Here is a 24,597-nt window from a genome sequence, read left to right as displayed (position 1 = left end):
GACTATGCAGGTGTCAGAGGTACGGCGTGCGAGGGCCGCGGCCATGTCGATCGCCTCGTCACTCGGCCTGAGAGCCGACGACGCGATCGTTCTTCATGACTCGAACAAGCTCACCCTGCGCCTGCTGCCCTGTGACGTCCTGGCCCGGGTGGCGCCGGTAGCGGATCAGATCGCCGAGTTCGAGGTCGAGCTGGCTCAGCGGCTCGCCGAAGCTGGGTGCCCCGTGGCCGCTCTCGAGCCGCGAGTGGAGCCACGTGTCCATGAGCAGGACGGCTTCGTCATCACGTTGTGGACCTACTACGCACCCGTGACGCCGAGCGAGGTCTCACCGGCCGACTACGCTCACGCGCTCGCGCGGCTGCATGCCGGGATGCGCGAGATAGACGTCCCGACGCCGCACTTCACGGACCGGGTCGAGCAGGCCCGACGGCTCGTGGCGGACCGCGACCGCACTCCGGAGCTCGCCGACGCCGATCGGGAGCTGCTCGGCGACACGTTGCGGGAGCTGAGGCGAGTGATCGAGGAGCGGGGCGGCACCGAACAGCTGCTGCACGGCGAGCCACACCCGGGCAACCTGCTCACCACGGAGAACGGGCTGCTGTTCATCGACCTCGAGACCTGCTGCCGCGGGCCCGTCGAATGGGACCTCGCCCACGCGCCCGACGAAGTCGGCGAGCACTATCCGGGTGTCGATCAGGACCTGCTGCGCCAGTGCCGGATCCTCGTGCTGGCGGTGATCACCACGTGGCGCTGGGATTGGGGCGACCAGCTTCCGGACGGGCGCCGGCTGGGTGTCGAGTGGCTCGGGCAGCTCCGGGCGGCACTCGAGGACGAGCCCTGGCGCCAGGGCTCGTCGCCCTAACCCTCCAGCCCCGTGCTCTCCAGCGCCGCCGTCTTCTTGCGCCCCCGGCCCACCTGTGTGCGCACCGCGCCCATGCTCGCCGCGACGACGAGGGCGATCGCGGCGGCCTCCATGGCGGAGAGGGCCTGGTCGAGGATGAGGAAGCCGGCCGTCGCGGCGATGGCCGGCTCCAGGCTCATCAGGATCGCGAAGGTGGAGGCGGGCAGACGGCGCAGGGCAAGGAGTTCGAGGGTGTAGGGCAGGACCGAGGAGAGCAGGGCCACTGCCGCGCCCAGACCCAGCGTCACCGGGTCGATCAGCTTCGTCCCCGACTCGGCGATGCCCAGGGGCAGGAACAGCACCGCACCGACCGCCATCGCCAGGGCCAGTCCGTCCGCCTGCGGGAAGCGGCGGCCCGTACGGGCGCTGAAGACGATGTACGCCGCCCACATGGCGCCGGCGCCCAGGGCGAAGGCCGCTCCCGTGGGGTCGAGGCCGCTGAAGCCTCCGCCGCCGAGGAGGAACACACCGGCGAGGGCCAGTGCCGCCCACACCAGGTTGATCGCGCGGCGGGAGGCGAGGACCGAGAGGGCGAGCGGGCCGAGGACCTCCAGCGTGACCGCGGGTCCCAGCGGGATGCGGGCGACGGCCTGGTAGAAGAGGCCGTTCATCGCGGCCATGGTGATGCCGAAGACGACGACCGTGCCCCAGTCGGTGCGCGAGTGGCCGCGCAGTCGCGGACGGCAGACCAGCAGCAGGACGACCGCCGCCACGAGCAGGCGCAGCGCCACCACGCCGAGGGCGCCCGCCCTCGGCATCAGGGTCACCGCCAGCGCGCCGCCGAACTGTACGGAGATGCCGCCCGCGAGCACCAGGCCCACGGGCCCGAGGGATCCGAGGCGGCCGGGGCCGCCGGACGGGGAGGGCGTGGCGGCCGTCGCGGACTGGGGCGTGGTGGCGCTGGCAGGAGTGGCTGGCGTGGTCACGGGCGGTCCTGTGCTGGTCGGTCTCCGGGTGCGGGCTGTGCGTACACCGGTCTGCACTCCACGTACATCCCGATGTACTTCTCAGTCCACAGTAATGGACTCAGTCAGGTGCGTGAATCCCTTTTGCCTCTGTCTCGGGCTCTGAGACGTCAGCGCCGCGACAGGTAGAGGTTGAACGCCTTGTACAGCAGCCGGTTGAGGGGGTACTCCCATTCGCCGAGATACTCGACGGCCTCGCCGCCGGTGCCCACCTTGAAGCGGAGCAGGCCCAGCAGATCGCTGGACTCCTCCAGGGTGTCGGTGATGCCGCGCAGGTCGTAGACGGCGGCGCCGAGTCCGTGGGCGTCGGTCATCATGCGCCACTGCACGGCGTTGCTCGGCTGGACCTCGCGCCGGCGGCTGGTGGAGGCGCCGTAGGAGTACCAGACGTGGTCGCCGACGGTCAGCATGGTCGCGGCGGCGAGCACCTCGCCGTCGTGGTACGCGAGATAGAGCCGCATACGGTCGGGGTGTTCGGCGGTGAGAGCCCTCCACATGCCCTGGAAGTAGGACAGCGGGCGCGGGACGAACCTGTCCCGCTCGGCGGTCTCGCTGTACAGCTCGTGGAAGGCCGGCAGATCCTCGAGGTCGCCGCGTACCACCTTCACGCCGGCCTTCTCCGCCTTCTTGATGTTGCGCCGCCACTGCTGGTTCAGGCCGCTCTCGATGTCGTCGAGCGACCGGCCCGCGAACGGCACCTGGAAGACGTACCGGGGCTGCCCCGCGGCGAAGCCGCCCTCGCCGCCGGCCTCGGTCCGCTGCCAGCCCATGCGGCGCAGATCCTCCGCGATCCGGCCGGCCCGCGGGTCGTACGACGTCGCCCGCACGTCCCTCAGCCGCCCGGCGGCCGGGTCCGCGATCCCCGCCTTGACCGCCTCGGCGCTCCAGCGGCGCACCGCGACCGGCGGTCCCATCCGCACGGCGAAGGCGCCCCGCCGTCTCAGGTGCGCGAGCATCGGCTCCAGCAGCAGCTCCAGGCCGGGCTCGTGCCATTCGAGGAGCGGGCCCTCGGGCAGATAGGCGAGGTATCTCCGCAGCCCGGGCAGGTGCGGCCCCGGCAGCGGGCGCAGCAGTACGAGCCCCGCGCCGACGAGCCGCCCGACCGCGTCGAACCAACCCAGGCTCTCCGCCCGCCAGTCGGGCTTCACCTCGCCCCAGGACGGGACCTGGGTGTGGCTTGCGGAGGGGCGGGCCGCGACGAACGCGAGGTGCTCGTCACGGGTGATCGGTTTGACGCGGACGCTCATACGCGGGCTCCTTCGAGTGGCTGGTCCCGCGAGCCTAGGAGCGGCCCCGCCCCTCCTCCGGCTCAGACACTCGGGTCCGCCCGTCGCGTGGTCCGAACGCCTCAAGCGCGTTCCGGTTCGTCATCCCCCGCTCCCTCCAGCCCCGCCGCCAGCACCTCCGCCAGATGGCTCCCCCGCACCCCCGCCAGTTGTTCCAGCTGCGTGCGGCAGGAGAAGCCGTCCGCCAGGACCACCGTGCCGTCCGGGGCGTCGCGTACCGAGGGCAGGAGCTGGTCCTCCGCACAGGCCGTGGACACGTCGTAGTGGCCCTTCTCGAAGCCGAAGTTTCCCGCGAGGCCGCAGCAGCCGCCGCTCAGTTCGCCGGCGAGCCCGGCGGCCTCGCGCAGCCGGCGGTCGGCGGTGTCGCCCAGTACCGCGTGCTGGTGGCAGTGGGTCTGCCCGGCCACCGGGCGGTCCAGGTGCGGCGGAGTCCAGTCGGGGGCGTGGCGTTCCAGCGTCTCCGCGAAGGTGAGGACCTTCGCGGCGAGCCGGGCCGCACGCGGGTCGTCGTGCAGCAGCTCGGGGACGTCGGTGCGCAGGGCCGCGGCGCAGCTTGGCTCCAGGACCACGACCGGGGCGTCGGTCTCCAGCACCGGTTCCATCAGGTCGAGCGTGCGGCGCATGACGGTTCGGGCGCGGTCCAGTTGGCCCGTCGACACATACGTCAGCCCGCAGCAGACGCGGCCCCGGCCCCGCAGCACCGACAGCGGATCCATCGCCACCGTCCGTCCGTCGCCCACCGGCGGCTTCACCAGCCGCATGGTCGGCGGCAGCCCCACCCGCAGCCCGGCCGCCTCCAGCACCCGCACGGCGGCCTGTCCGACGGAGGGCGAGAGGTGCTCGGTGAAGGTGTCGGGCCACAGGATGACCAGGTCGCCCGAACCGGGGGCCGCCTCGCCCCGGCGCCGCTCCCACCACCGGCTGAACGGCTGCCTCGCCACCCTCGGGATGTCCCGCTCGGCTGCGATCCCGCCCAGCCGTTTCGCCGCCCACGCGAAGGGCCGTACTCCCGAGAGCGCGTTGACCAGCCATGCCGTGCGCGTGCGGGACACCGCACGGAGCCACACCGGGAGCCGTCCCATCGAGTGGTGCGCGGCCGGCCGGCGCCTACCGGCGTAGTGGTGGTGGAGGAACTCCGCCTTGTACGTGGCCATGTCGACCTCGACCGGGCAGTCCGACCGGCAGCCCTTGCAGGACAGGCACAGGTCCAGCGCGTCACGTACCTCGGCCGAGCGCCAGCCGTCGGTCACCACCTCGCCCGCGAGCATCTCGTGCAGCAGCCGGGCCCGCCCGCGCGTGGAGTGCTCCTCCTCGCCGGTCGCCCGGAAGGACGGGCACATCACGGAAGAGCCGGACACCGATGTCGTACGGCACTTGGCGACGCCCACACAGCGCCGTACCGCCGCCGAGAAGTCACCGCCGTCGGAGGGGTAGCCGAAGGCGACGTCGACCGGTTCGCGGGGCAGGACGGAGAAGCGCAGGTCGGCGTCGAGGGGCGCGGGGCGTACGAGCATGCCGGGGTTGAGCAGGTCGTCGGGGTCCCAGACGCCCTTCGCCCGCTCGAAGAGGCCCACCATCTCCTGGCCGTACATCCGGGGCAGCAGCTCCGCCCGTGCCTGCCCGTCGCCGTGCTCCCCGGACAGCGAGCCGCCGTGCGCCACCACCAGCTCCGCGAGCTCCTCCGAGAAGCGGCGGAAACGGGCGACACCCGCCTCCGTCAGCAGGTCGAAGTCGATACGGACGTGGATGCAGCCGTCCCCGAAGTGCCCGTACGGCGTGCCGCGCAGCCCGTGCGCGGTGAGCAGCGCCCGGAAGTCCCGCAGATACGCCCCGAGCCGGGCGGGCGGCACCGCGCAGTCCTCCCACCCCGGCCAGGCCTCACTGCCGTCCGGCATCCGGGTCGCCGTACCGCTCGCGTCCTCCCGGATCCGCCACAGCACCCGCTGCCCCGCCGGGTCGGTGACCACCAGGGCGTCCACGACATCGGCCGCCCGTACGATCGCCTCCGCACGCGCGCGTGCCTCCCCCGCCGACTCCCCGCCGGTCTCCACGAAGAGCCAGGCCGCGCCCTTGGGCAGGGCAGCAGTGGACGGCACCAGGTCCGCCGACATCCCCTCCACCGTCAGCGGCCCGAGCGGCAGCAGCCCGGCAGCGGCCTCGGCCGCCGCGCTCTCGTCGGTGTAGCCCAGCACGGCCAGCGCACGCGCGCGTGGCGCCTCGACCAGTCCTACGACCGCCTCCGTCAGCACCCCCAGCGTGCCCTCGGAACCGCAGAAGGAGCGGGCCACGTCGGCGCCCCGCTCGGGCAGCAGGGCGTCCAGCGCGTACCCGGAGATACGGCGGGGCAGCTCCGGGAAGCCCGTGCGCAACCGGGACAGCTCACCGTCCACCAGGGCCCGCAGCCCGTCCGGCGCCCCGGCCCAGTCCTGCCCGAGCCGCAGCCGCCGCCCCCGCGCGGTGACCACGTCCAGCTCGCGCACGCTGTCCGCGGTGGTCCCCCACGCCACCGAGTGGGAGCCGCACGAGTTGTTGCCGATCATGCCGCCGAGCGTGCACCGGCTGTGCGTGGACGGATCAGGGCCGAACCGCAGCCCGTGCGGAGCGGCGGCCTCCTGGAGCCGGTCGAGCACCAGCCCCGGCTGCACCACGGCGGTACGGGTCACCGGGTCGAGTGACAGGAGCCGGTTCATGTGCCGGGTGAAGTCCAGGACGACACCGGTGCCGGTGGCCTGCCCGGCGATGGACGTGCCCCCGCCGCGGGCGACCACGGGCACGCCGTGCTCCCGGCACACGGCCAGGGCGGCGGCCACGTCGTCGGCGTCCACGGGGGCGACGACACCGCGGGGGACCCGCCGGTAGTTGGACGCGTCCATCGTGACCAGCGCGCGGTCCGTCACCCCGAACCCCACGTCACCGCGGACCGCGCCGCGAAGCTCCGTCTCAAGTTCCGACATGGGTCCATCCCATACCCAGCGCCACCCCGTCTCACCCGACGGACGACGTTTCGCCCTGGTTTCTGGAAACGGCTACGCTCCCCTCCGTGGCTGAGATCCAGATTCCCGCTGACATCAAGCCCGCCGACGGACGTTTCGGCGCGGGCCCCTCCAAGGTGCGGACGGAAGCGCTGGACGCGCTGGCCGCGACCGGCACCTCCCTCATGGGCACCTCCCACCGGCAGGCCCCGGTCAAGAACCTGGTCGGCAAGGTGCGCGAGGGCGTCCGCGAGCTGTTCCAGCTCCCCGACGGCTACGAGGTGGTCCTCGGCAACGGCGGCTCCACCGCGTTCTGGGACGTCGCGACGCACGGCCTGATCGAGAACAAGTCGCAGCACCTCACCTTCGGCGAGTTCTCCTCCAAGTTCGCCAAGGCCGCGAAGCTCGCGCCGTGGCTCGCGGAGCCGGACGTCATCTCCAGCGACCCCGGCACGCATCCGGAGCCGCTGGCCGAGGCGGGCGTCGACGTGTACGCGTTCACGCACAACGAGACCTCCACGGGTGTCGCCGCCCCCATCAAGCGGGTGCCGGGCGCCGACGAGGGTTCCCTCGTCCTGGTCGACGCCACCTCCGGCGCCGGCGGTCTGCCCGTCGACATCGCCGAGACGGACGTCTACTACTTCGCCCCGCAGAAGTCCTTCGCCTCCGACGGCGGCCTGTGGATCGGCGTCTTCTCCCCGGCGGCGATCGAGCGCGCGGAGCGCATCCACGCCTCCGGCCGCCATGTCCCGGAGTTCTTCTCGCTGCCCACGGCGATCGACAACTCCCGCAAGAACCAGACGTACAACACCCCGGCCCTCGCCACGCTGTTCCTCCTCAACGACCAGCTGGAGTGGATCAACGGCCAGGGCGGCCTGGACTGGTCGGTCCGCCGCACGGCCACGTCCGCGCGGACGCTGTACGGCTGGGCCGAGGACATCAAGTACGCGAACCCGTTCGTCACCGACCCGGCCAAGCGCTCGCAGGTCATCGGCACGATCGACTTCAGCGACGAAGTCGACGCCGCCGCCGTCGCCAAGGTCCTGCGCGCCAACGGCATCGTCGACACCGAGCCGTACCGCAAGCTCGGCCGCAACCAGCTGCGCGTCGCGATGTTCCCGGCGATCGACCCGGCGGACGTCGAGGCGCTCACGAAGTGCGTCGACTACGTCATCGAGAAGCTCTGACCTTCTCCCGTACGTGACGGAGGGCGCCCCGCACACGCGGGGCGCCCTCTGCCGTGCTCAGGCAGCCGCTCCCCTCCCGAACACCTCGAACAGCCGGGTCAGGCTGTCCTCTTCGTAGCCTTCCGCCGCCCCGCGCCGGAACGTCTCCAGCACCGCGGCCGGCAGCGCCGGATCCACGCCCGAGTCGCGCGTCGTGTGCACGACGTGGTCCAGGCTCGCGACGGCCATCGAGATCCGCTCGACGTCACCGGAGTGCCGCCCCGCCTCGATCCGCGGCGTGTAGAAGTCGAGGAACTGGCTCATCCCGCCCAGCGTCCCGGCCGCGTACGGCGTGATCTCCGAGGCCCTGATGCCGTTCGCGTCCGCCAGCGCCAGCATGTGCAGCCAGGCGGTCAGGGTCGTCCAGAACAGGTCCATCTGGAGCTGGTAGTAGAGCGCGGCGAGGCCCGGGTCCGCACCGCGGTAGTCGGTGCCCGTGATGACCTTCAGGACGTCCTCGTACCGCTCGAAGAGGTCCCGGGGACCGCTGTAGAAGGTGTCGAACTCCTGCGAGCCGATGCCGGACGGCGGTGTCTGCACGCCGCCGGTGAGATGGCGTGCCCCGTGCTTCGCCGCCCAGGCGGCCCCCTCGCGGGCCCTTTCCGGGGTGTCCGAGCTGAGGTTGACCAGGACGCGGCCCTCCAGTGCCGCGGTGGCGGGCTCCAGGACGGTGTACATCGCCGCGTAGTCGGTGAGGCTCAGCACGACGACCTCGTTGGCCGCCAGTGCCTCCTCGACCGTGGCGGCGCGCACAGCTCCCCTGGCCACCAGTTCGTCGGCGCGGCCCGCGGTGCGGTTCCAGACGGTGACCCGGTAGCCGGCGTCCAGGTAGGCACCGGCCATCGCGCGGCCCATGGGCCCGAGACCGATGACAGTGACGGAAGTGCTCACAGATGTCTCCCCGAAGATCACTGAAGCGAGGACTAGAACGAACGCTCTATCCAACGAGGAACCTAGCACAGTGACTAGAGCGATCGCTCTAGCTCGGTACAGTGGCGGCGTGAAGACCAAGGCCCCGCACGACCTCGAGACCGCCGGCACCCGTGAGCGGATCGTCCGTACGGCCTCACGCCTGATGCAGCGCCAGGGCTACGAGGGCACGGGCATCAAGCAGATCTCCCGCGAGGCCGGGGCGACGCTCGGCTCCGTCTACCACTTCTTCCCGGGCGGCAAGCAGGAGCTCGGCACGGCCGCCGTACGGCTCGGCGACGAGGAGTTCACCGAGCTGCTGCGCGAGTCGCTCGGCGCGGAGCAGGAGCCGGAGAAGGCCCTTCTGGGCCTCACCGCGTCCCTGGCCCAGGGCCTGCGTGACTCCGACTGGCTCGACGGCTGCCCGGTCACCTCCACCGTCGTGGGCACGGCGACCAGCGCCCCCGGCATCCAGCAGGCGGCCGCCGAGGCGTTCGCACGCTGGCGGACGGTGGTCGCCGAGAACCTGGTCGCGGCGGGCTTCGCCGAGACGGACGCCGGGGATCTGGCCCACACGGTGATCGCCACCCTGGAGGGCGCCGAACTGGCGTCCCAGGTCGCCCGCAGCGAGGCGCCTCTGGAGGCGGCGGGACGTCATCTGGCACGTTTGATCACCTCGTACAGATGACCCTTCGGACGGCCGGGGCCCCCTGCATCCGGCCTCACCCGGACGGCGAAGGGCGCCCGGCGACGAGCACCGGGCGCCCTTCTTCTCACACAATCCGAGGCTCAGGCGGGCATGTTCAGCCGCCGTAGCCCAGGATCCCGCTCAGGGTCTTGCCGACGTTCGCGACGGCCGACTCGGCCGTGCTCGGCGTCTTCTCCGCCGTGGCCTGCGGCTTGGGGTCGGCCAGTTTCTTGCAGACGGCGTCGGCGGTGCCGCTGCCGTGCGGGACCTTGCCGTTGGTGAGGTACGTCGCCAGGTGCTTGTCGAGGCAGGCGTTGCCGCCCAGCGTGATGCCGTGGTTGCCGCCACCCTGCTCCACCACCAGGCTGGAGCCCTTCAGCAGACGGTGCATGGTGACGCCGCCCTGGTAGGGGGTGGCCGCGTCGTCCGTCGCCTGGAACAGCAGGACCGGCGGGAGCTTGGAGTTGGCGACGTTCACGGGCTTCAGCGACTTCGTCGGCCAGAACGCGCACGGGGCGTTGTACCAGGCGTTGTTCCAGGCCATGAACGGGGCCTTCTCGTACACGGCCCAGTTGTCCTTGCGCCATTGCTTCCAGTCGCGCGGCCAGGAGGCGTCACGGCACTGCACGGAGGTGTAGACGCTGTAGCCGTTGTCGCCGGAGGCGTCGATGGCGGCGATGTCGTCGTACGCCTTGACCAGCGCGGCGGTGTCGTGCTTGTTGACGTAGGCCGCGAACGTCTGGGCGAGGGTGGGCCAGTAGGCGTTGTTGTAGCCGCCGGGTATGAAGATGTCCTCCAGTTCGGAGGCGCCCACCTTGCCTCCCGCCGGCTTCTTGGCGAGGGCCGCCCGCATGGCGTACCACTTGGCCTCGATCTTCTTCGGATCGGTGCCGAGCTTGTACGTGGAGTCGTACTTGGCCATCCACGCCATCAGCGCCTTGTGGCGCTTGTCGAAGGCGTAGTCCTGCTGGATGTTGTCGTCGTACCAGACCCCGGTCGGGTCGACGATCGAGTCCAGCACCAGGCGCCGCACCCGCTCGGGGTACGACTTGGCGTAGACCGCGCCGAGATAGGTGCCGTACGAGTAGCCGAAGTAGTTGATCTTCTTCGCGCCGAGGGCCTTGCGGATCGAGTCCATGTCCTTCACGGCGCTGACCGTGTCGATGTACGGCAGGACGTCCTTGTACTTCGTGCCGCAGGCCTTGGCGAAGGACTTGGCGCGGTCGAGGTTGGCCTTCTCGAGCGCGGGCGTGCTGGGCACGGAGTCGGGGCGCACCGGGTCGAAGTGGCCCGGCTTGCAGTCCAGGGCGGGCTGGCTCTTGCCCACGCCGCGCGGGTCGAAGCCGATGACGTCGTACTGGGCCGCGACCTCCTTGGGCAGGGAGGAGGCGACGAAACCGGCCAGCGACAGGCCGCTGCCGCCGGGGCCGCCGGGGTTGACCAGCAGCGGGCCCTGGTAGGTGGATGCGGTGTGCGGCACGCGGGAGAGCGCCAGCGTGATCTGCTTCCCCTGCGGCTTCGCGTAGTCGAGCGGCACCTTCACCGACGCGCACTGCATCGTCGGGGAGTCGTCCGTGGCGCACTTCTTCCAAGTGACCTTCGCGGCCTGGGCGGTGGTCGTGGAGTGCGGCGCGTCGGCGCTGGCGGGAGCGGCGGTGAGGGTCCCGGCCAGGACGACGGTCGCGCCGCACAGTACGGCTGCGCTTCTTCTCATGGAGTTCTCTCAGAACGGTGAGGGGGGTCAGGCCCGCGTGTCACACGGGCCGTGCCGCATCGTTTCGGAAGAGCACGCCATGCAAATACGTATTCGACCAAGACTTGACCGAATCGAGTCATCCCATGCGAGCAAACCCCTTTAAAGGAGGGGCATTTGGACCTTCGGTAACCAAACGCCCCACTCATCGCATGGGTCAGGACTTACAAGAGGCAGGTCAGGAGCCCGGGAAGGGCTGAAGGAAGCCACGGGCTCCTTCCTGGTCCTCCTTCGCGTCGTCGCCGTCGTCGTCGCACCGGGTCTCCGTCGTGTTGGCCTGGGGCCCGAACAGGACGGACCAGACGATGCTCTCGAGCCCCTGCCGCTGGGTGTTGGACGTGTAGCACGAGGAACTCTGGCCTTTGCCGCCGTCGGACGGCGCGGCGCTCTGGGCCGCGACGGGCGCGGCGGAGGTCAGGGCCGCTCCGAGGATGATGACCGCCGCACCGGCCGAGTGGGCGAGGGATCGGGGCATATAGTGCAATCGCGGAGTTTTCATGATCACACCTTGAGCGGAAAAGCGCGTGGGAGGAAGACTCACGGCCCCTCGGCCGGGCAACTCAACCCGAACGGCCTCCCGGGCCGTACGACTCCGCCGGGGCCCGCTCAGGTCCGGCGCGTGGAGGGCTGCGGAGGCAGCATCACGTCTCCGCTGCGCTTGAGCCGCTGCCAGGGCAGCCGGTAGCCGTTGATCGCGGTCAGGCAGGCCTGGGTGAGGACCAGATACATCACCTGGCGGTAGACGACCTGCTGAAGGGGGAGCGCCCACAGGGGCCGGAGCCGCTCGCCGTCGAGGTGGAAGGCGTACGCGGCACAGACGGCCTGCACCGCCAGCACACCGCACCACGCGAGCACGGTGGTGAGCGGGTTCCCGAACACCAGGCCGTAGAGGGCCAGGATGTCGATCAGCGGGGCGAGCAGCGGGGTGAAGATCTGGAAGACGGCCAGCAAGGGCAGGCCGAGGCGGCCGAAGCGGCCCGCGGGGCCGCGCTCGAGCAGCGCGTGCCGGTGCTTCCACGCGGCCTGCATCGTGCCGTAGCTCCACCGGTAGCGCTGGCGCCACAGTTCCCGCAGCGAGGACGGTGCCTCGGTCCAGGCGAGCGCGTCCGGCACGTAGCGGATCTCCCACCCGGCCCGGTGCAGGGCCATGGTGAGGTCGGTGTCCTCGGCGAGGGTGTCCGCGCTGACCATCCCGGCGTCCCGCAGGGCCTCGGCGCGGAACGCCCCGACGGCACCGGGGATGGTGGGCATGCAGTGCAGCAGGTCGTACATGCGGCGGTCGAGGTTGAAGCCCATGACGTACTCGATGTGCTGCCACCGGCCGAGCAGCCGCCGCCGGTTGCCGACCTTGGCGTTGCCTGCGACCGCGCCGACGTGGGGGTCGGCGAACGGCTGGACGAGGCGGCCGATGGTCGAGGGGGCGAACACGGTGTCGGCGTCCAGCATGACGACGAGGTCGTGGGAGGCCCGCAGGACACCGGCGTTGAGGGCGGCGGGCTTGCCGCTGTTGGGCTGCCTGACGACGGTGACGTTCTCGAGGGCGAGTGATTCCGCGAGGTCGGCGGTGCCGTCGCGGGAGCCGTCGTCCACGACGATGATCTCGACGGGATGGTCGCTCGCGGCGAGGGAGCGGAGCGTCTTGGGGATGCACAGTCTTTCGTTGTAGGCGGGGATGACGACGCTGACGGGCCGGGTGACGGGCGGCCCGGGCCCGCCGGTGCCGGGGCGCCGGTGGCGGCGGGCGTGGTGACGGGCCAGGAAGATCAGCAGCACACAGCGGGCCAGGACGAGCGAACCGACCACCAGCAGCAGCGCGCTGACGGCCGTGACCGCTGTCGCCGACACGGTGACGGCGGCCACGAAGACGCGGCCGCTCCACCGGTCCGCCGTGTCGACGGGGCTGGTGAGGGTGTCGGCGCCGACGAGCTCGGCGAGCGTGGTGAAGCGGTAGCCCTGGGCCTGCAGCCGGGGGATCAGCGTCTTGAGGGCCTCGACCGTCTGCGATCTGTCCCCGCCCGCGTCGTGCAGGAGGACGACCGCGCCCCTGCCCGCGGTCGGGGTGGCCGCGTCGGCGATCGCCCGGGCGCCCGGCCGCCGCCAGTCGTTGGTGTCCTGGTCGATGAACGCCAGGACGTAGCCCTTCTCGCCCAGGCGCCGGGCCAGGGACCACTCCGGGGCGTCGAGGGCGGCGGGGGTCGAGGAGTAGGGCATCCGCATCAGCGAGGTGTGGATGCCCGCGGCACCGGCGAGGGCGAGTTGGGTCAGCGACAGCTCACGGTCGATGTCGCTCGCGGACCGGGTGGTCAGGTCCGGGTGGGAGAAGGTGTGCACGCCGATCTCGTGGCCGGAGCGGACCACCCGGCGCAGCACGTCCGGGTACCGGGCGGTCTGCTGCCCGGTGACGAAGAAGGTGCCGGGCGTGCCGTAGCGGTCGAGCACGGCCTGGATGCGGGGCGTCCAGGTGGGGTCGGGGCCGTCGTCGAAGGTCAGGACGACGGTCTTGTCCGGCGTGCGATAGGTGCGCATGTGGTCGTCGGTGGTGTCGACGACCGGGCCGCCGCCCGAGATCGAGCGGGGGACGCCGGTGGCCCCTCGTCCGCCGCGCCCTTCCTGGTCACCGGCGAAGCCCCTGGTGGTGTAGCCCTCGACCAGGAGGACCGAGGCGACGAAGGCCAGCAGGATCAGGGGGACGACGACGCGGAAGCGATGCCGCGGCGCCAGGGGCGCTCGGGTCCGGCGCGGACCGGGCGACCTCGATGAGCGGTCGGGTGACCGGTCGGGGCGCCGCCGCATCAGGGGGCCTCGGCCACCGTGGGGTCGGCGGGCGGGGGTGTCTCCGCGGCACCGGACGGTGCCGACGGGCTGGGCGCCGGTCCTGTGGGCTCAGGTGCCGGTGGGGCGGGTGGGGCGGTGGTGGGCGGAGCGGGCGAGGGCGGGGGCGAGGGCGAGGGCGCGGTGGTGTCCGGGTCCGGTTCAGCGGTCGGAGCGGCGGGATCGTCGGGGTCCGCGGGCTCTTCCGGTGCGGGTGGCTCCTGTGACTCCGGGGCCTGCGGTTCCGGTGTGCCGGTGTCGGAAGGTGCCGGCGGGCTCCCGGCCACCAGGGGCGGGTCCAGGGAGGGGCCGGGCCCGGTGAGCCCCGGGACGAGCAGGGCGCTGGGGCCGGCCGCGTCCGAGGCGTCGACGGGCGGTGCCAGGGGCGTCCCGCCCGGGGTCCGGTCCGTCGGCGCGGCGGGCGCCGCCACGTCGCCGGGGAGCAGCGCCCCCGGTGCGAAGGGCGTCGCTCCCATCAGGCTCAGCCCCAGCACCGCCATATAGGCCGCCGCGCAGCCGGCCAGTCCGTAGCCGGCGCGCCGGAGATTGCGCGCACGCCTGCCGGAGGAGTCGACGAACACCGGGAGGCTCGGATCGCTCGACGGTTCCTGCCCTGTTTGCCCTCCATTGGCACGGTCAGGCGCCATAGATGTCAGCGTACGCCGCCGCGCGGCCGCCGGTCGGGTGAGGCGCCCGGCGAGCACCGGGCGCCCCACTCGCACCGACGTCAGGTCGCCGTGCAGCTCACACTCGGCACTGCTCCGCCCCCGGGCGCGCCGCCGAGGCCGAGGCTCACCGAAGCCCCCACGGGCACGCTCCCGTTGTGCGCGGCGTTCACCGCCGTCACACTCGCCCCGCTCTGCGTGTACGAGGCGTTCCACATGCTGGTGACCTTCTGTGCGCCGCTCCACGTCCAGGCGACCTTCCACGAGGTCAGCGGCGTGCTGCCCGTGTTGGTCACCTTCACCTCGGCGTTGAAGCCGCCGCCCCAGTCGCTGCTCACCGTGTAGGCGGCGGTGCAGGCGGCCGGGCCGCCGGGGTCACCCGGCCCGCCGGGGTCCGGCCCGGAACCGCCTCCCGCGAAGCCCGGCGCCTTGATCGCCTTGAGGTATCCGTCCTTCGCGGTGTCCACGGTCTGCCAGTCGTCCTTCAGGATGCCTCCCGTGTCGCCGGAGTTGGGGTTCCAGGACCAGAACGTCCAGTGGAAGCTGTCGGCGCCGTTCGCCGACGTCGACCGCAGGTACGTCACCAGCGCGGACAGCCACCGCTGGTCCACCGTCGACTGGAGCGTCGTACCGAACTCGCCGAGCCACACCGGGGCGATGTTCTGCTTGAAGATGTAGCCCCAGTACTTGTCCCAGATCCCCGGCATGTTCGCGGGGAACGAGGGGTCACTGAACCACGGCTGCTGGGCCACCGACGTGGCGTAGTCGTGGGCCGAGTACACCAGCCGGTTCGGCACGTCGAGCTGGACCGGGTACTGGGCCACTCCCATGAGGTTGCCGCCCCACCAGCCGTTCGTGCCGTTGTACGACTGCACGCCCTCGACCATGATCAGCAGCTCGGGGTTGGCCGACAGCACGGCGTTGCCCGCGCGCTGGGCGGCCAGGCGCCAGTCGCGGGTGGTGTCGCCGCAGCCCCAGCAGGCCGGGTCGTGGGGCTCGTTGTGCAGGTCGATGCCGACGACGGTGGAGTTGCCCTTGTAGCGGGTCGCCAGGGCCTTGAGGTTGGTGATCCAGGTCGACTCGGGGACCGACGCCGTGTACCAGAGGGCCGACTGGCCGGCCGCGTCCGGGCGGTGCCGGTCGAGGACGATCTTGAGCCCGGCCTGTCCTGCGTACGCCACGATCTTGTCCAGGACCTGGAGCGAGGTCAGCCCGCGCAGGTCCGTGTTCTTGCCGTCGTGGTTGACGCTGTCGGGCATGGTGCCCGGCTTGAGGATGTCGTCGCTGTAGGGCATCCGGATGGTGTTGTAGCCCAGCGACCTCATCTGGTCGATCATGCTCTTGTAGTCGCGGGCCCACAGGCCGTGGACGACGTGGTTGGCGGTCTCGAAGCCGAACCAGTTGACGCCGGCGATCCGGACGGGCGCTCCGGCCGCGTCCAGGATCTGGCGCCCGCTGGTGTGCCAGTAGCCGGCGCCGGCCTTCACGTCGACGTCGGCGTCGGCGCGGGCCGACGCCGTGCCGGCCAGCGGTAACAGGAGCGCCGCGGCAACACACAGCGCTCTACGCAGAGTGCGGAACATGTGGCTGCTTCCTCTCGGGGAGGCGCGGCCCCGGAATCGAATGGGAGCGCTCCCATAACGCCGCGCACCTCCCAGGAAACTGACGCACCATGAGCACGTCAAGACTCCGGGAGGTGTGCGGCGCTCGTGTCTACCGGCTCAGCTTCTTGAACCGCCGTACCGCCAGCGGCAGGAAGATCGCCGTCAGGATCACCGGCCACACCCCGGCCATCAGCAGCGCGTGCTGCTCGACCCAGGTGTCACCGCCCACCGGCGTGCCGAACAGCTCGCGGGTCGCCGCCGCCGTGGAGGAGATCGGGTTCCAGACCGCCACCCAGCCCAGCCAGTCGGGCATCAGCTGCGGCGCGACGAAGATGCTGGAGATCATCGTCAGCGGGAAGGCCACCGCGAAGAGGCCGCCCGCCGCCTCCGGGTTGGGCACGATCAGGCCGAGCCACACGCCGATCCAGATCAGCGAGAAGCGCAGCCACAGCAGCAGCCCGAACGCGCCGAGAAAGCCCAGTCCGCCGTCCGGCCGCCAGCCCATGGCGAGCGCGGTGAGCATCATGATCGCCAACTCGGCGCAGGCGACGATCAGATCGGTGACACCGCGCCCGGCCACCACCGCCGAGGACGACATCGGCATGGAGCGGAAGCGGTCGATGACGCCCTTGGTGGAGTCGTAGACCATGACGGTCGCCGTGTTGATGAAGCCGAACGCCATGGTCATCGCGAACATGCCCGGCATCAGGAAGTCCTGGTAGTTCCCGCCGCCCGGTACCTTCATCGCGCTGCCGAAGACATAGCCGTAGAGCAGCACGGACAGGATCGGGAAGCCCAGCTGCCAGGCGATGTTGACGGGCTGGCGCTGGTAGTGGGTCAGGCCCCGGCGGACGATGTTCCAGCAGTCGGCGAGCAGCCAGTAGGTGCCGCCGCGCGCGCTCGGCGTGCTCAGGTCGATGGCGCTCACGCCGTGGCCTCCTTCTCGGTCCGGTGTCCGGTCAGGCGCAGGAACACATCGTCGAGGCTCGGCCTGCGCAGCCCGATGTCCTCGACGCGGACGCCCTCGTCCTGAAGGGTCCGCGCCACCTCGGTGAGCGCCGTGACCCGGTCGGCCACCGGGGCGTGCACCCGCAACTCGGTCTCGTCCGCCTCGGGTTCGCCGTCGGTGACCCGGGCGACCACCTTCACCACCCGCGGGATCTCGGCCCGCTCGGCGACCACGACCTCGATCCGGTCGCCGCCGACCAGGTTCTTCAGCCCGTCCGGGGTGTCGTCGGCGATGGCCCGCCCTTGGTCGATCACGGTGATGTGCGAGGCCAGCTTGTCGGCCTCCTCCAGGTACTGCGTGGTGAGCAGCACCGTCGTACCGCCCGCCACCAGCGCCCGTACGGACTCCCAGACCTCGCCCCGGCTGCGGGGGTCCAGGCCCGTCGTCGGCTCGTCGAGGAAGAGCACGGCCGGTGCGAGGATCATCGACGCGGCGAGATCGAGGCGGCGCCGCATGCCGCCGCTGTACTTGCCCACGCCCTTGTCGGCGGCATCGGCCAGGTCGAACTGCTCCAGCAGTTCACCGGCCCGGACCCTGGCCCGCTTGCCGCCCAGATGGAACAGCCGGCCGAACATCTCCAGGTTCTGCCGGCCCGTGAGCACCTCGTCGACCGCCGCGTACTGCCCGGTGAGCCCGATCCGGGCCCGGACCTCGCGCGGCTGCCGGGCCACGTCGAGACCGGCGACCGCGGCGCTGCCGCCGTCCAGCCGGATCAGCGTGGACAGGATGCGCACGGCGGTGGTCTTGCCCGCCCCGTTCGGCCCGAGCAGACCGTGCACCGTGCCCTCGCGCACGGCCAGGTCGAAGCCGTCGAGGGCGCGTTTCTCGCCGTACCGCTTCTCCAGCGCCTCGGCCCGTACCGCGTATCCGTCCATGCCGCCCCTCCCGTGCCTGTTCTTCGCCGACCCTGAACTGAGTACAGCGTACCCGATTACGCGTACGACGTACCCAGTTTTTGCGCGGACCTCTAAGCTGGGCCCATGACGAGCGGTACGAGTGGTGCGAGCAGTACGGAGACCAGCGGCAGCGGCGATATCGCCCGCACCCTCGAACTGCTGTGGGACACCGGCCGCCGCCCCAGCCGGGGCCCCAAGCCGACCCTGACCCTGGACCGGATCGTGGAAGCCGCCATCCAGGTGGCGGACGCCGAGGGACTGGACGGGCTGTCCATGCGCCGCGTCGCCGCCGAACTCGGCACCGGCACCATGTCGCTGTACCGGTACGTCCCGGGCAAGGGCGAGCTGCTCGACCTCATGCTGGACCGGGTGCAGCGCCGCTCCGACAACCCGTCCGACCTCGGCGACGGCGGCTGGCGCGCCGCCCTGGAGGCACTGGGCCGCACGACCCTCGCCCTCTACCGCCGCCACCCCTGGCTGATCCACGTCAACAACGCCCGCCCGGTTCTCGGCCCGAGCGCCGTCGACGGCATGGAGAAGATCCTCACCCGGATCCGCCCGATGGGGCTGACCGACCCCGAGCTGGTCTCCGCGGTCATCATGATCGACGGGTACGTCGTCGGAGCCGCGCGCACGCAGCTGTACGAGCGCGAGGCGGAGCACCGGACGGGCCTGACGGACGCCGAGTTCTGGCAGGCGCAGGTGCCGGTCCTGGAGAAGGCCATGGCTTCCGGCCGCTACCCGGTGATGGCCTCGCTCTCCGAGGACACCTTCGGGTCCGACTTCGACCACTTCGAGTTCGGGCTGCAGCGGATCCTGGACGGGCTCGAGGTCCTGGTGGAACGGCGCGGCCGGTCGGCCGGCTAGAGCCTGCCGGGCTCCCCTACCGGCGCCGTCGCCTCAGCCCCCGCAGCACGAACAGCACGGCACCGGCCACGGCGACGGCGATGGCGCCGTTCTTGAGGTTCCCGCTCAGCCCGTCCCCGTCGCCACCGTCCGAGGCGGCCGAACTGCCGCTGCCGGAGGGCGATCCGGACCCGCCGGCCCCGGGTGCGTCCTGCGGCTCCACGGGACTGTCGGCCCCCTCGGCGCCGTACATGAGCTTCTTCCCGTCGGCGGTGTAGGTGACGGACTCCCCCTGCCCGAGGAACGGCACCCCGAGCCGCTCCCTCTTCTTGATCTTCCCGCCGTTCCAGTCGTACGCGATCGCTCCGAAGTAGCTGCGTACGACGAGGCGTTCGGCGTCCGGGGAGAGCGTGGCGTCGGTGGCCTCCAGGTCGGGGACGGCCGCGACGGGCCGGAAGACGTTGCTCCCGGTGGGAGAGAGCTCTGCCGGGCCCTCGTACAGATGCCCGCCCTTCTCGTTCTTGTCGACGATGTAGACACGGCCGGTCTTCGGGTGCACGACCAGCGACTCGGCGTCTCGCGCGCCGTCGGAGTACTTCACGACGTACTGCGTGGCCCGGACGGTCTGGTCGCGCAGGTTCTTCGGCTCGGGCAGCCGGTAGATCCACACATACGGCCAGCTGCCGCCGAGGTTGTCGCCGATGTCGCCGACGTAGATCTGGTTGTCGGGCCCGATGGAGATGGCCTCGACATCGCGCGGGCTGCCCACACCGGCCATGGTGATCGTGGCGACGGTCTCGCCCGTCGCGCTGTCCACGGCGTAGAGATACGCCCCGTCGTCGCTGTCGTTGTGCGTCCAGTAGATGCCGGGGTGCTGACGGGAGGCCGCCAGGCCGCTGGACTCGGTGATGCGCGGATCCTTGATCGTGAACTCCTCGTCACCGTCGGCGGCGGAGGCGGGCACGGCGAAGGCGCCCACGAGGAGAGCCGCGGCGAGGAAGGCGAACGGTCTGCGCATGCCCCAAGACTGCCATCCCGCTCCGCGGTTCACCGGCCACCGCCCACCACTCACCCCCTGGGGCCGCGTGGCCCGACTCACACCCCGTCCGGCGGCCCGAGCCTCCCGTGATCCTCCATGATGAGCGGATGCTCAGGTTCATGCCCGTAGGTGACTCCATGACGATCGGAAGCACGGGCGAACACACGTGGCGCTACCGGATCTGGCAGCACCTGTGCCGTTCCTACGGCGGACCCTTCACCCTCGTCGGCCCCCGCGAGACGCTCTACGACAAGCTCGACGAGGCCCCGACGTCGTACGCCTACGCCGAACCGGACTTCCCGCGCGCCCATCTGGCCGGCTGGGGCGAGGGCTGGCTGCACATGGCCCCGCTGATCGGCGAGGCGGTGCGCAAGCACCGCGCCGACGTTCTCCTGGTCTCCCTGGGCCTCATCGACCTGGGCTTCTACACGAACGCGGAGCAGACCGCCGAGAACGTCCGGGCCTTCGCGGCCGAGGCACGGGCGGCGAACCGGCGGGTGCGGATGGTGTGGCTGCCGGTGACCCCGAACGTACGGGCCCAGACGGACACGGCGTTCGCCACCGAGGTCGCCCGCTTCAACGAACTGCTGGCGAAGACGGCCGCGGACCTCGACGAGCCCGGCTCCCCCATCCTCCTGGCCTCGACCCCGCCGTCGTACGACATCCCCACCGACACCTACGACGGCACGCACCCGGGCACGAGCGGCGAGCACAAGATCGCGGGGGCGTTCGCGGAGGCGATGTACCAGGCGTGGGACCTGGGCGAGCCCTACGAGGAGTAACTCTCGGTGATCGCCTCGGTCAGGAACTCCGCGCAGGCCCGGGGCGCAAGGTCGTCCCAGCGCTCTGTCTCCTCCCCGACGTAGACCGCCCGTGCGTGGGCGACAACGGGCCGGTGCTCGGCGGGCAGCCGCCCGAGCGCCCACTCGGCCGCCGCGTCCTTCGAACGAATGTCCCCGGTGGTGAGGGTGGTCCAGATCCGGGCGAGGGTGAGCAGCACGTTGCGGGTGTCGGAGTCCAGCTCGCCCATCAACTCCGGCACGCCGGCGACGACGGCCCGCCTGAGGTCGGCGTGCGGCACGGGATCGAGGAGCTCGGCGGGCGGCGGCCCGTGGAGCGGGGCGTCGGCGAGCATGACCATGGTGAGGAGGGGCGCGAGGTCGGGGCTTGGCTCGCGCCCCGGGATCACCCCGCGCTCGTACTCCTCCCGCAGCCAGTCGCCATAGAGAAAGTCGCAGGTGGGCGGGTAACGCCAGGGCCGCACATCGTCCCGCACGACGACGATCAGCTCGACGTACCGCCGCCCGCCCACGCCCGACACCTTGAGCAACTCCTCGACCAGTTCCCGGCGTTGGGCGTGGGTCATGGACTCCCGCACGACGGCCAGGACGTCGATGTCACTGTGCGGGCGCAGTCCGCCGAGAGTGGCGGAGCCGTGGAGGTAGCTGCCGAGGAGGGTGTCGGGGAGGGTGCGGTGGAGGAGCCGTTCGAGGTGCCGGGTGTCGGGCAGTTCTGGCATATGCGCGCATTCCCGTGTCGTGGTCACCGTGCGTATCGTTGTACTGCGCGGCTGCCCACGTCCATGGAGCGGTCGGGGAGGAGCGCCACGATGACCGTCCTTGAAGACAGGATCGAGATGGCCGAGGCAGACCACGAGCTGACTCTGGACAAGCTGTTCGAGTCGCTCGAGCGGACCACCCCCGAGGGTTACAAGGTCGAGATCGTCGAGGGGGCCATCTTCATGTCGCAGCAGCGGGACACGCACTGGGAGATCATCGCCGACCTCTATGAGCAGTTGCGCACCAAGTACCCGCGCAAGCGCGTGAAATCGGACGTCCGTGTTGACTACCCGGGCCACCTCAACGGCTTCGCCTCCGACGTGACCCTCGTGGCCGAGGGGGCCGAGAAGAACGAGAGGGGCCTCTGGCTCTGCAAGGACATCGAGTTCGTGGCCGAAGTCATCTCCAAGGGCACGGCCCAGAACGACTACGGCCCCAAGAGAGCCGCCTACGCCCTCGCCGAAGTCCCCGTCTACCTCATCGCCGACCCCTACCAGGGCAAGTGCCACCTGTTCACCCAGCCCAAGAACGGCGACTACGCCATGGAGACGACGGTCACCTTCGGCTGGGAAGTCGACCTCACCGTCACGGACATCGGCCTCACCCTCAAGACCGACGAGTTCCCCCGCGACTGACGTCCCACCCCATCAGAACCCCACATCAGCCGGCCGATAAGCCGGCGGCCGGCGTACCCCACTGGCCCGCTCATACGCGTAAGCCAACCGCAACAACACCGGCTCACTCCAAGCCGTCCCCATGAACGTCAGCCCCACCGGCAGGCCGAAGGCGAAGCCCGCCGGGACGCTGATCGCGGGGTAGCCCGCGAGGGCCGCGGGCGTGGACGCGCCGCCGCCGTGGGCGTCCCCGCGGATCAGGTCGATCTTGGCGGGCGGCCCGGTGGTCGGCATCACCAGGGCGTCCAGGTCGTGTTCGCGCAGCACGGCGTCGATGCCCTCGGCACGCGACAGCCGGTGGTTGGCGGCCAGCGCCTCCCGGTACTCCCGCTCGGTGAACTCCAGCCGCTCCACCGCCTCCAGCCCGTCCTGGCGTACATAGCGCAGCTCCCGGTCGGCATGCGCGCGATTGAACTCGATCAGCTCCCCGAGGCTGCGAGGATGGTCGCCCGGCGCCGCGGCGAGGTACGCGTTCAGCGCCCGTTTGATCTCGTAGACCTGGACGATCATCGAGCCGGGCAGGTCCTCCAACTGCTCGGCCGTGGGGATGTCGGCCGGGTCGACGATCGTGGCTCCGGCCTTGCCGAGCACCGCGATCGCGCGTTCGGCGATCTCGTCGGCGTGGTGGCTGTAGCCGAAGTAGACCGAGCGCGGCACGCCGATCCGCGCGCCGCGCAGGCCGTCCGCGTCCAGGAACCGGGTGTAGTCGCGGTGGAAGTGGCCGCGGCTCGTCTTCGTCGCCGGGTCGCGGTCGTCGACGCCGACCAGCGTGCCGAGCAGGATCGCCGCGTCGCGGACCGTGCGCGCCATCGGGCCCACGCTGTCCTGGCTGGGCACGCCGGGGATCACCCCACCGCGTCCGACCAGCCCGACCGTCGGCTTCACACCGACCACGCAGTTCGCCGAGGCCGGGTCGATGATCGAGCCGTTGGTCTCGGTGCCGATACCGGCGACGCACAGGTTGGCCGCGACGGCGACGCCCGTACCGGAGCTGGACTCGCTCGGGGAGCGGTCCAGCTTGTAGGGGTTGCGGGTCTGGCCGCCGCGGGCGCTCCAGCCGGCGTGGTGGGTGAGCGACATGCCGCCGGCCCACTCGCTCAGGTTGGTCTTGCCGAGGATGACGGCACCGGCCTCGCGCAGCCGGGCAGCGACCGTGGCGTCCGCCGCCGGCCGCAGGCCCTCCAGGGCGAGCGAACCGGCCGTGGTGTGCATCCGGTCGGCGGTCTCCACCAGGTCCTTCAGCAGGACGGGCATACCGTGCAGCGGCCCCCGGGCCCGCCGCTCGGCATCCCGCCGGCGGGCCTCGCGCAGGGCGTCGGGGTTGACCTCGATCACCGCGTGCAGCAGCGGGTCGAGGCGCTCGACGCGCTCCAGGTAGTAGCGGGTGAGGCGTTCGGCGTCGAGTCGCCCGTCGGCGATGCGGCGGCGCAGCTCGGTGATGTCCAGCTCGTCCAGTTCGCCGGGTCGGGTGTCGGCCCGGGCCGAGGCCGTGCCGAGCCAGGGCGTGGCCGCCGCGGCGGTGCCGAGGGCGAGGGCGCTTCGGCGGGTGGTGGATGACGCGGGAGTCCTCATGAACAGCACGGTAGAAGCGTGAGCGGCTCGATTCGCTGAGGCCGTCACCCGAATCTGGCCGGGAGTCCGCCCCCGGTCCGGCCGGGGGGAGAGCCCGGGGTCACCCGACGGGAACGCACGCCGACGCGGGTACGTGCTTGCCTCGAGCGCACTTCAAGACGTTGGCTTGGGCAGCATGAAGTACACGCAGCTCGGACGCACGGGACTCAAGGTCAGCAGGCTCGTCCTCGGCACCATGAACTTCGGTCCGCAGACCGACGAGGCCGACAGCCACGCCATCATGGACGCGGCGCTGGACGCGGGCATCAACTTCTTCGACACCGCCAACGTGTACGGCTGGGCCGAGAACAAGGGCCGTACCGAGAGCATCATCGGCAACTGGTTCGCCAAGGGCGAGGGACGGCGCGACAAGGTCGTCCTCGCCACGAAGGTGTACGGCAACATGGGCGCCGACGGACCGGCCTGGCCCAACCACGACAAGCTCTCCGCCGTCAACATCCGGCGGGCCGTGGACACCAGCCTCAAGCGGCTCCAGACCGACCACATCGACGTCTACCAGTTCCACCACATCGACCGGGACACCCCCTTCGAGGAGATCTGGCAGGCCATCGACGTCCTGGTCCAGCAGGGCAAGATCCTCTACGTCGGGTCGTCGAACTTCCCCGGCTACAAGATCGCCCAGGCCAACGAGATCGCCGCCCGGCGCGGCGGGACCATCGGACTGGTCAGCGAGCAGTGCCTGTACAACCTCGCCGAGCGGCGTGCCGAGATGGAGGTCATCCCGGCCGCTCAGGACTACGGGCTCGGCGTCATCCCGTGGTCGCCGCTGCACGGCGGTCTGCTGGGCGGCGTGATCAAGAAGGAGGTCGAGGGCGGACGGCGTGCCTCCGGCCGCGCTGCCGACGCCCTCGCCGACCCGGCGAGCCGCGCGCGGATCCAGTCCTACGAGGACCTGCTCGACAAGCACGGCATCGAGCCCGGCGAGGCCGCCCTGGCCTGGCTGCTCACCCGCCCGGGCGTGACCGGCCCGATCGTCGGCCCGCGCACGGCCGAGCAGCTCGCCTCGGCCCTGCGAGCGGCCGACCTCGAGCTGTCCGAGGAGCTGCTGACCGGCCTCGACGAGATCTTCCCGGGCCCGGGCCCGAGCCCGGAGGCCTTCGCCTGGTAGCGCCCCCACAGGGGCGCGGGGAACTGCGCGACAAGCCCCCACCGGCCCGCAGCC

21 protein-coding genes are annotated in these 24,597 nt (G+C 71.3%); 7 read left to right on the top strand and 14 right to left on the bottom strand.

Annotated features, from left to right (window positions below; translation table 11 throughout):
• Positions 1 to 4: 4 nt before the first annotated feature.
• Positions 5 to 862, top strand: a complete 858-nt coding sequence (locus tag ACFT32_RS29210; protein WP_382495235.1) for a phosphotransferase enzyme family protein — start codon at positions 5 to 7, stop codon at positions 860 to 862.
• Here the strand turns inward: ACFT32_RS29210 and ACFT32_RS29205 are convergent.
• The 3 genes from ACFT32_RS29205 to ACFT32_RS29195 form a co-directional block, all read right to left on the bottom strand.
• Complete coding sequence (locus ACFT32_RS29205; protein ID WP_382495233.1) at positions 859 to 1,827, bottom strand: DMT family transporter; 969 nt, start codon at positions 1,825 to 1,827, stop codon at positions 859 to 861. The two genes, ACFT32_RS29210 and ACFT32_RS29205, sit on opposite strands and share 4 nt — an antisense overlap.
• Before the next feature lie 149 nt (positions 1,828 to 1,976).
• On the bottom strand, positions 1,977 to 3,113 hold the full coding sequence (locus tag ACFT32_RS29200; protein WP_382495230.1) for a lipid II:glycine glycyltransferase FemX: 1,137 nt from the start codon (positions 3,111 to 3,113) through the stop codon (positions 1,977 to 1,979).
• Between the two features lie 101 nt (positions 3,114 to 3,214).
• Entirely contained in the window at positions 3,215 to 6,106 is a 2,892-nt protein-coding gene (locus tag ACFT32_RS29195; protein WP_382495227.1) for an FAD-binding and (Fe-S)-binding domain-containing protein, read from the bottom strand.
• 86 nt (positions 6,107 to 6,192) lie between these two features.
• Between ACFT32_RS29195 and serC the strand changes: the two genes are divergently transcribed.
• Positions 6,193 to 7,311, top strand: coding sequence for a phosphoserine transaminase (serC, locus tag ACFT32_RS29190; protein ID WP_382495224.1), 1,119 nt, complete (start codon positions 6,193 to 6,195; stop codon positions 7,309 to 7,311).
• Between the two features lie 57 nt (positions 7,312 to 7,368).
• Here serC and ACFT32_RS29185 read toward each other — a convergent pair whose 3' ends face one another.
• Positions 7,369 to 8,259, bottom strand: coding sequence for an NAD(P)-dependent oxidoreductase (locus tag ACFT32_RS29185; RefSeq protein ID WP_382495909.1), 891 nt, complete (start codon positions 8,257 to 8,259; stop codon positions 7,369 to 7,371).
• Positions 8,260 to 8,350: 91 nt separating this feature from the next.
• On the opposite strand from ACFT32_RS29185, the gene ACFT32_RS29180 reads away from it, so the two are divergent.
• Positions 8,351 to 8,947: a TetR/AcrR family transcriptional regulator gene (locus tag ACFT32_RS29180; protein WP_382495221.1), complete on the top strand. Its 597-nt coding sequence runs from the start codon at positions 8,351 to 8,353 to the stop codon at positions 8,945 to 8,947.
• 115 nt (positions 8,948 to 9,062) lie between these two features.
• Here the strand turns inward: ACFT32_RS29180 and ACFT32_RS29175 are convergent, their stop codons facing one another.
• The 7 genes from ACFT32_RS29175 to ACFT32_RS29145 form a co-directional block, all read right to left on the bottom strand.
• Positions 9,063 to 10,661, bottom strand: coding sequence for an alpha/beta hydrolase (locus tag ACFT32_RS29175; protein WP_382495218.1), 1,599 nt, complete (start codon positions 10,659 to 10,661; stop codon positions 9,063 to 9,065).
• 217 nt (positions 10,662 to 10,878) lie between these two features.
• Positions 10,879 to 11,199: a hypothetical protein gene (locus ACFT32_RS29170; RefSeq protein ID WP_382495215.1), complete on the bottom strand. Its 321-nt coding sequence runs from the start codon at positions 11,197 to 11,199 to the stop codon at positions 10,879 to 10,881.
• A gap of 107 nt (positions 11,200 to 11,306) precedes the next feature.
• Positions 11,307 to 13,493, bottom strand: a complete 2,187-nt coding sequence (locus tag ACFT32_RS29165; protein ID WP_382495213.1) for a bifunctional polysaccharide deacetylase/glycosyltransferase family 2 protein — start codon at positions 13,491 to 13,493, stop codon at positions 11,307 to 11,309.
• On the bottom strand, positions 13,493 to 14,158 hold the full coding sequence (locus tag ACFT32_RS29160; protein WP_382495211.1) for a hypothetical protein: 666 nt from the start codon (positions 14,156 to 14,158) through the stop codon (positions 13,493 to 13,495). The genes ACFT32_RS29165 and ACFT32_RS29160 overlap by 1 nt, the downstream gene beginning before the upstream one ends.
• Before the next feature lie 80 nt (positions 14,159 to 14,238).
• Entirely contained in the window at positions 14,239 to 15,759 is a 1,521-nt protein-coding gene (locus ACFT32_RS29155) for a cellulase family glycosylhydrolase (RefSeq protein ID WP_382495208.1), read from the bottom strand.
• A gap of 130 nt (positions 15,760 to 15,889) precedes the next feature.
• Complete coding sequence (locus ACFT32_RS29150; protein WP_382495205.1) at positions 15,890 to 16,708, bottom strand: ABC transporter permease; 819 nt, start codon at positions 16,706 to 16,708, stop codon at positions 15,890 to 15,892.
• Positions 16,705 to 17,664, bottom strand: coding sequence for an ATP-binding cassette domain-containing protein (locus ACFT32_RS29145; protein ID WP_382495202.1), 960 nt, complete (start codon positions 17,662 to 17,664; stop codon positions 16,705 to 16,707). The genes ACFT32_RS29150 and ACFT32_RS29145 overlap by 4 nt, the downstream gene beginning before the upstream one ends.
• Before the next feature lie 105 nt (positions 17,665 to 17,769).
• On the opposite strand from ACFT32_RS29145, the gene ACFT32_RS29140 reads away from it, so the two are divergent.
• Positions 17,770 to 18,552 (top strand): TetR/AcrR family transcriptional regulator, encoded by a 783-nt coding sequence (locus ACFT32_RS29140; protein ID WP_382495199.1) that lies wholly within the window; start codon positions 17,770 to 17,772, stop codon positions 18,550 to 18,552.
• Between the two features lie 16 nt (positions 18,553 to 18,568).
• Here ACFT32_RS29140 and ACFT32_RS29135 read toward each other — a convergent pair whose 3' ends face one another.
• Positions 18,569 to 19,549: a WD40 repeat domain-containing protein gene (locus ACFT32_RS29135; protein WP_382495196.1), complete on the bottom strand. Its 981-nt coding sequence runs from the start codon at positions 19,547 to 19,549 to the stop codon at positions 18,569 to 18,571.
• A 128-nt stretch (positions 19,550 to 19,677) separates the two neighbouring features.
• Here ACFT32_RS29135 and ACFT32_RS29130 point away from each other — a divergent pair, with 128 nt between their 5' ends.
• On the top strand, positions 19,678 to 20,352 hold the full coding sequence (locus ACFT32_RS29130) for a GDSL-type esterase/lipase family protein (protein WP_382495195.1): 675 nt from the start codon (positions 19,678 to 19,680) through the stop codon (positions 20,350 to 20,352).
• Here ACFT32_RS29130 and ACFT32_RS29125 read toward each other — a convergent pair.
• Positions 20,340 to 21,089: an aminoglycoside adenylyltransferase family protein gene (locus tag ACFT32_RS29125; RefSeq protein ID WP_382495907.1), complete on the bottom strand. Its 750-nt coding sequence runs from the start codon at positions 21,087 to 21,089 to the stop codon at positions 20,340 to 20,342. The two genes, ACFT32_RS29130 and ACFT32_RS29125, sit on opposite strands and share 13 nt — an antisense overlap.
• A gap of 90 nt (positions 21,090 to 21,179) precedes the next feature.
• Between ACFT32_RS29125 and ACFT32_RS29120 the strand changes: the two genes are divergently transcribed.
• The gene (locus ACFT32_RS29120) at positions 21,180 to 21,764 is read left to right on the top strand and encodes a Uma2 family endonuclease (protein ID WP_382495192.1); all 585 of its coding nucleotides are present in this window, start codon (positions 21,180 to 21,182) and stop codon (positions 21,762 to 21,764) included.
• 12 nt (positions 21,765 to 21,776) lie between these two features.
• On the opposite strand, the gene ACFT32_RS29115 is transcribed toward ACFT32_RS29120, so the two are convergent.
• Positions 21,777 to 23,375 (bottom strand): amidase, encoded by a 1,599-nt coding sequence (locus tag ACFT32_RS29115; RefSeq protein WP_382495189.1) that lies wholly within the window; start codon positions 23,373 to 23,375, stop codon positions 21,777 to 21,779.
• A 175-nt stretch (positions 23,376 to 23,550) separates the two neighbouring features.
• Here ACFT32_RS29115 and ACFT32_RS29110 point away from each other — a divergent pair, with 175 nt between their 5' ends.
• Positions 23,551 to 24,543, top strand: a complete 993-nt coding sequence (locus ACFT32_RS29110) for an aldo/keto reductase (RefSeq protein WP_382495187.1) — start codon at positions 23,551 to 23,553, stop codon at positions 24,541 to 24,543.
• The last annotated feature ends 54 nt before the right edge of the window (positions 24,544 to 24,597 follow it).

The organism is Streptomyces sp. NPDC057002 (assembly GCF_042673825.1).
Taxonomy (GTDB): Bacteria; Actinomycetota; Actinomycetes; order Streptomycetales; family Streptomycetaceae; genus Streptomyces.
This window is presented reverse-complemented; position numbering and strand designations above follow the sequence as displayed.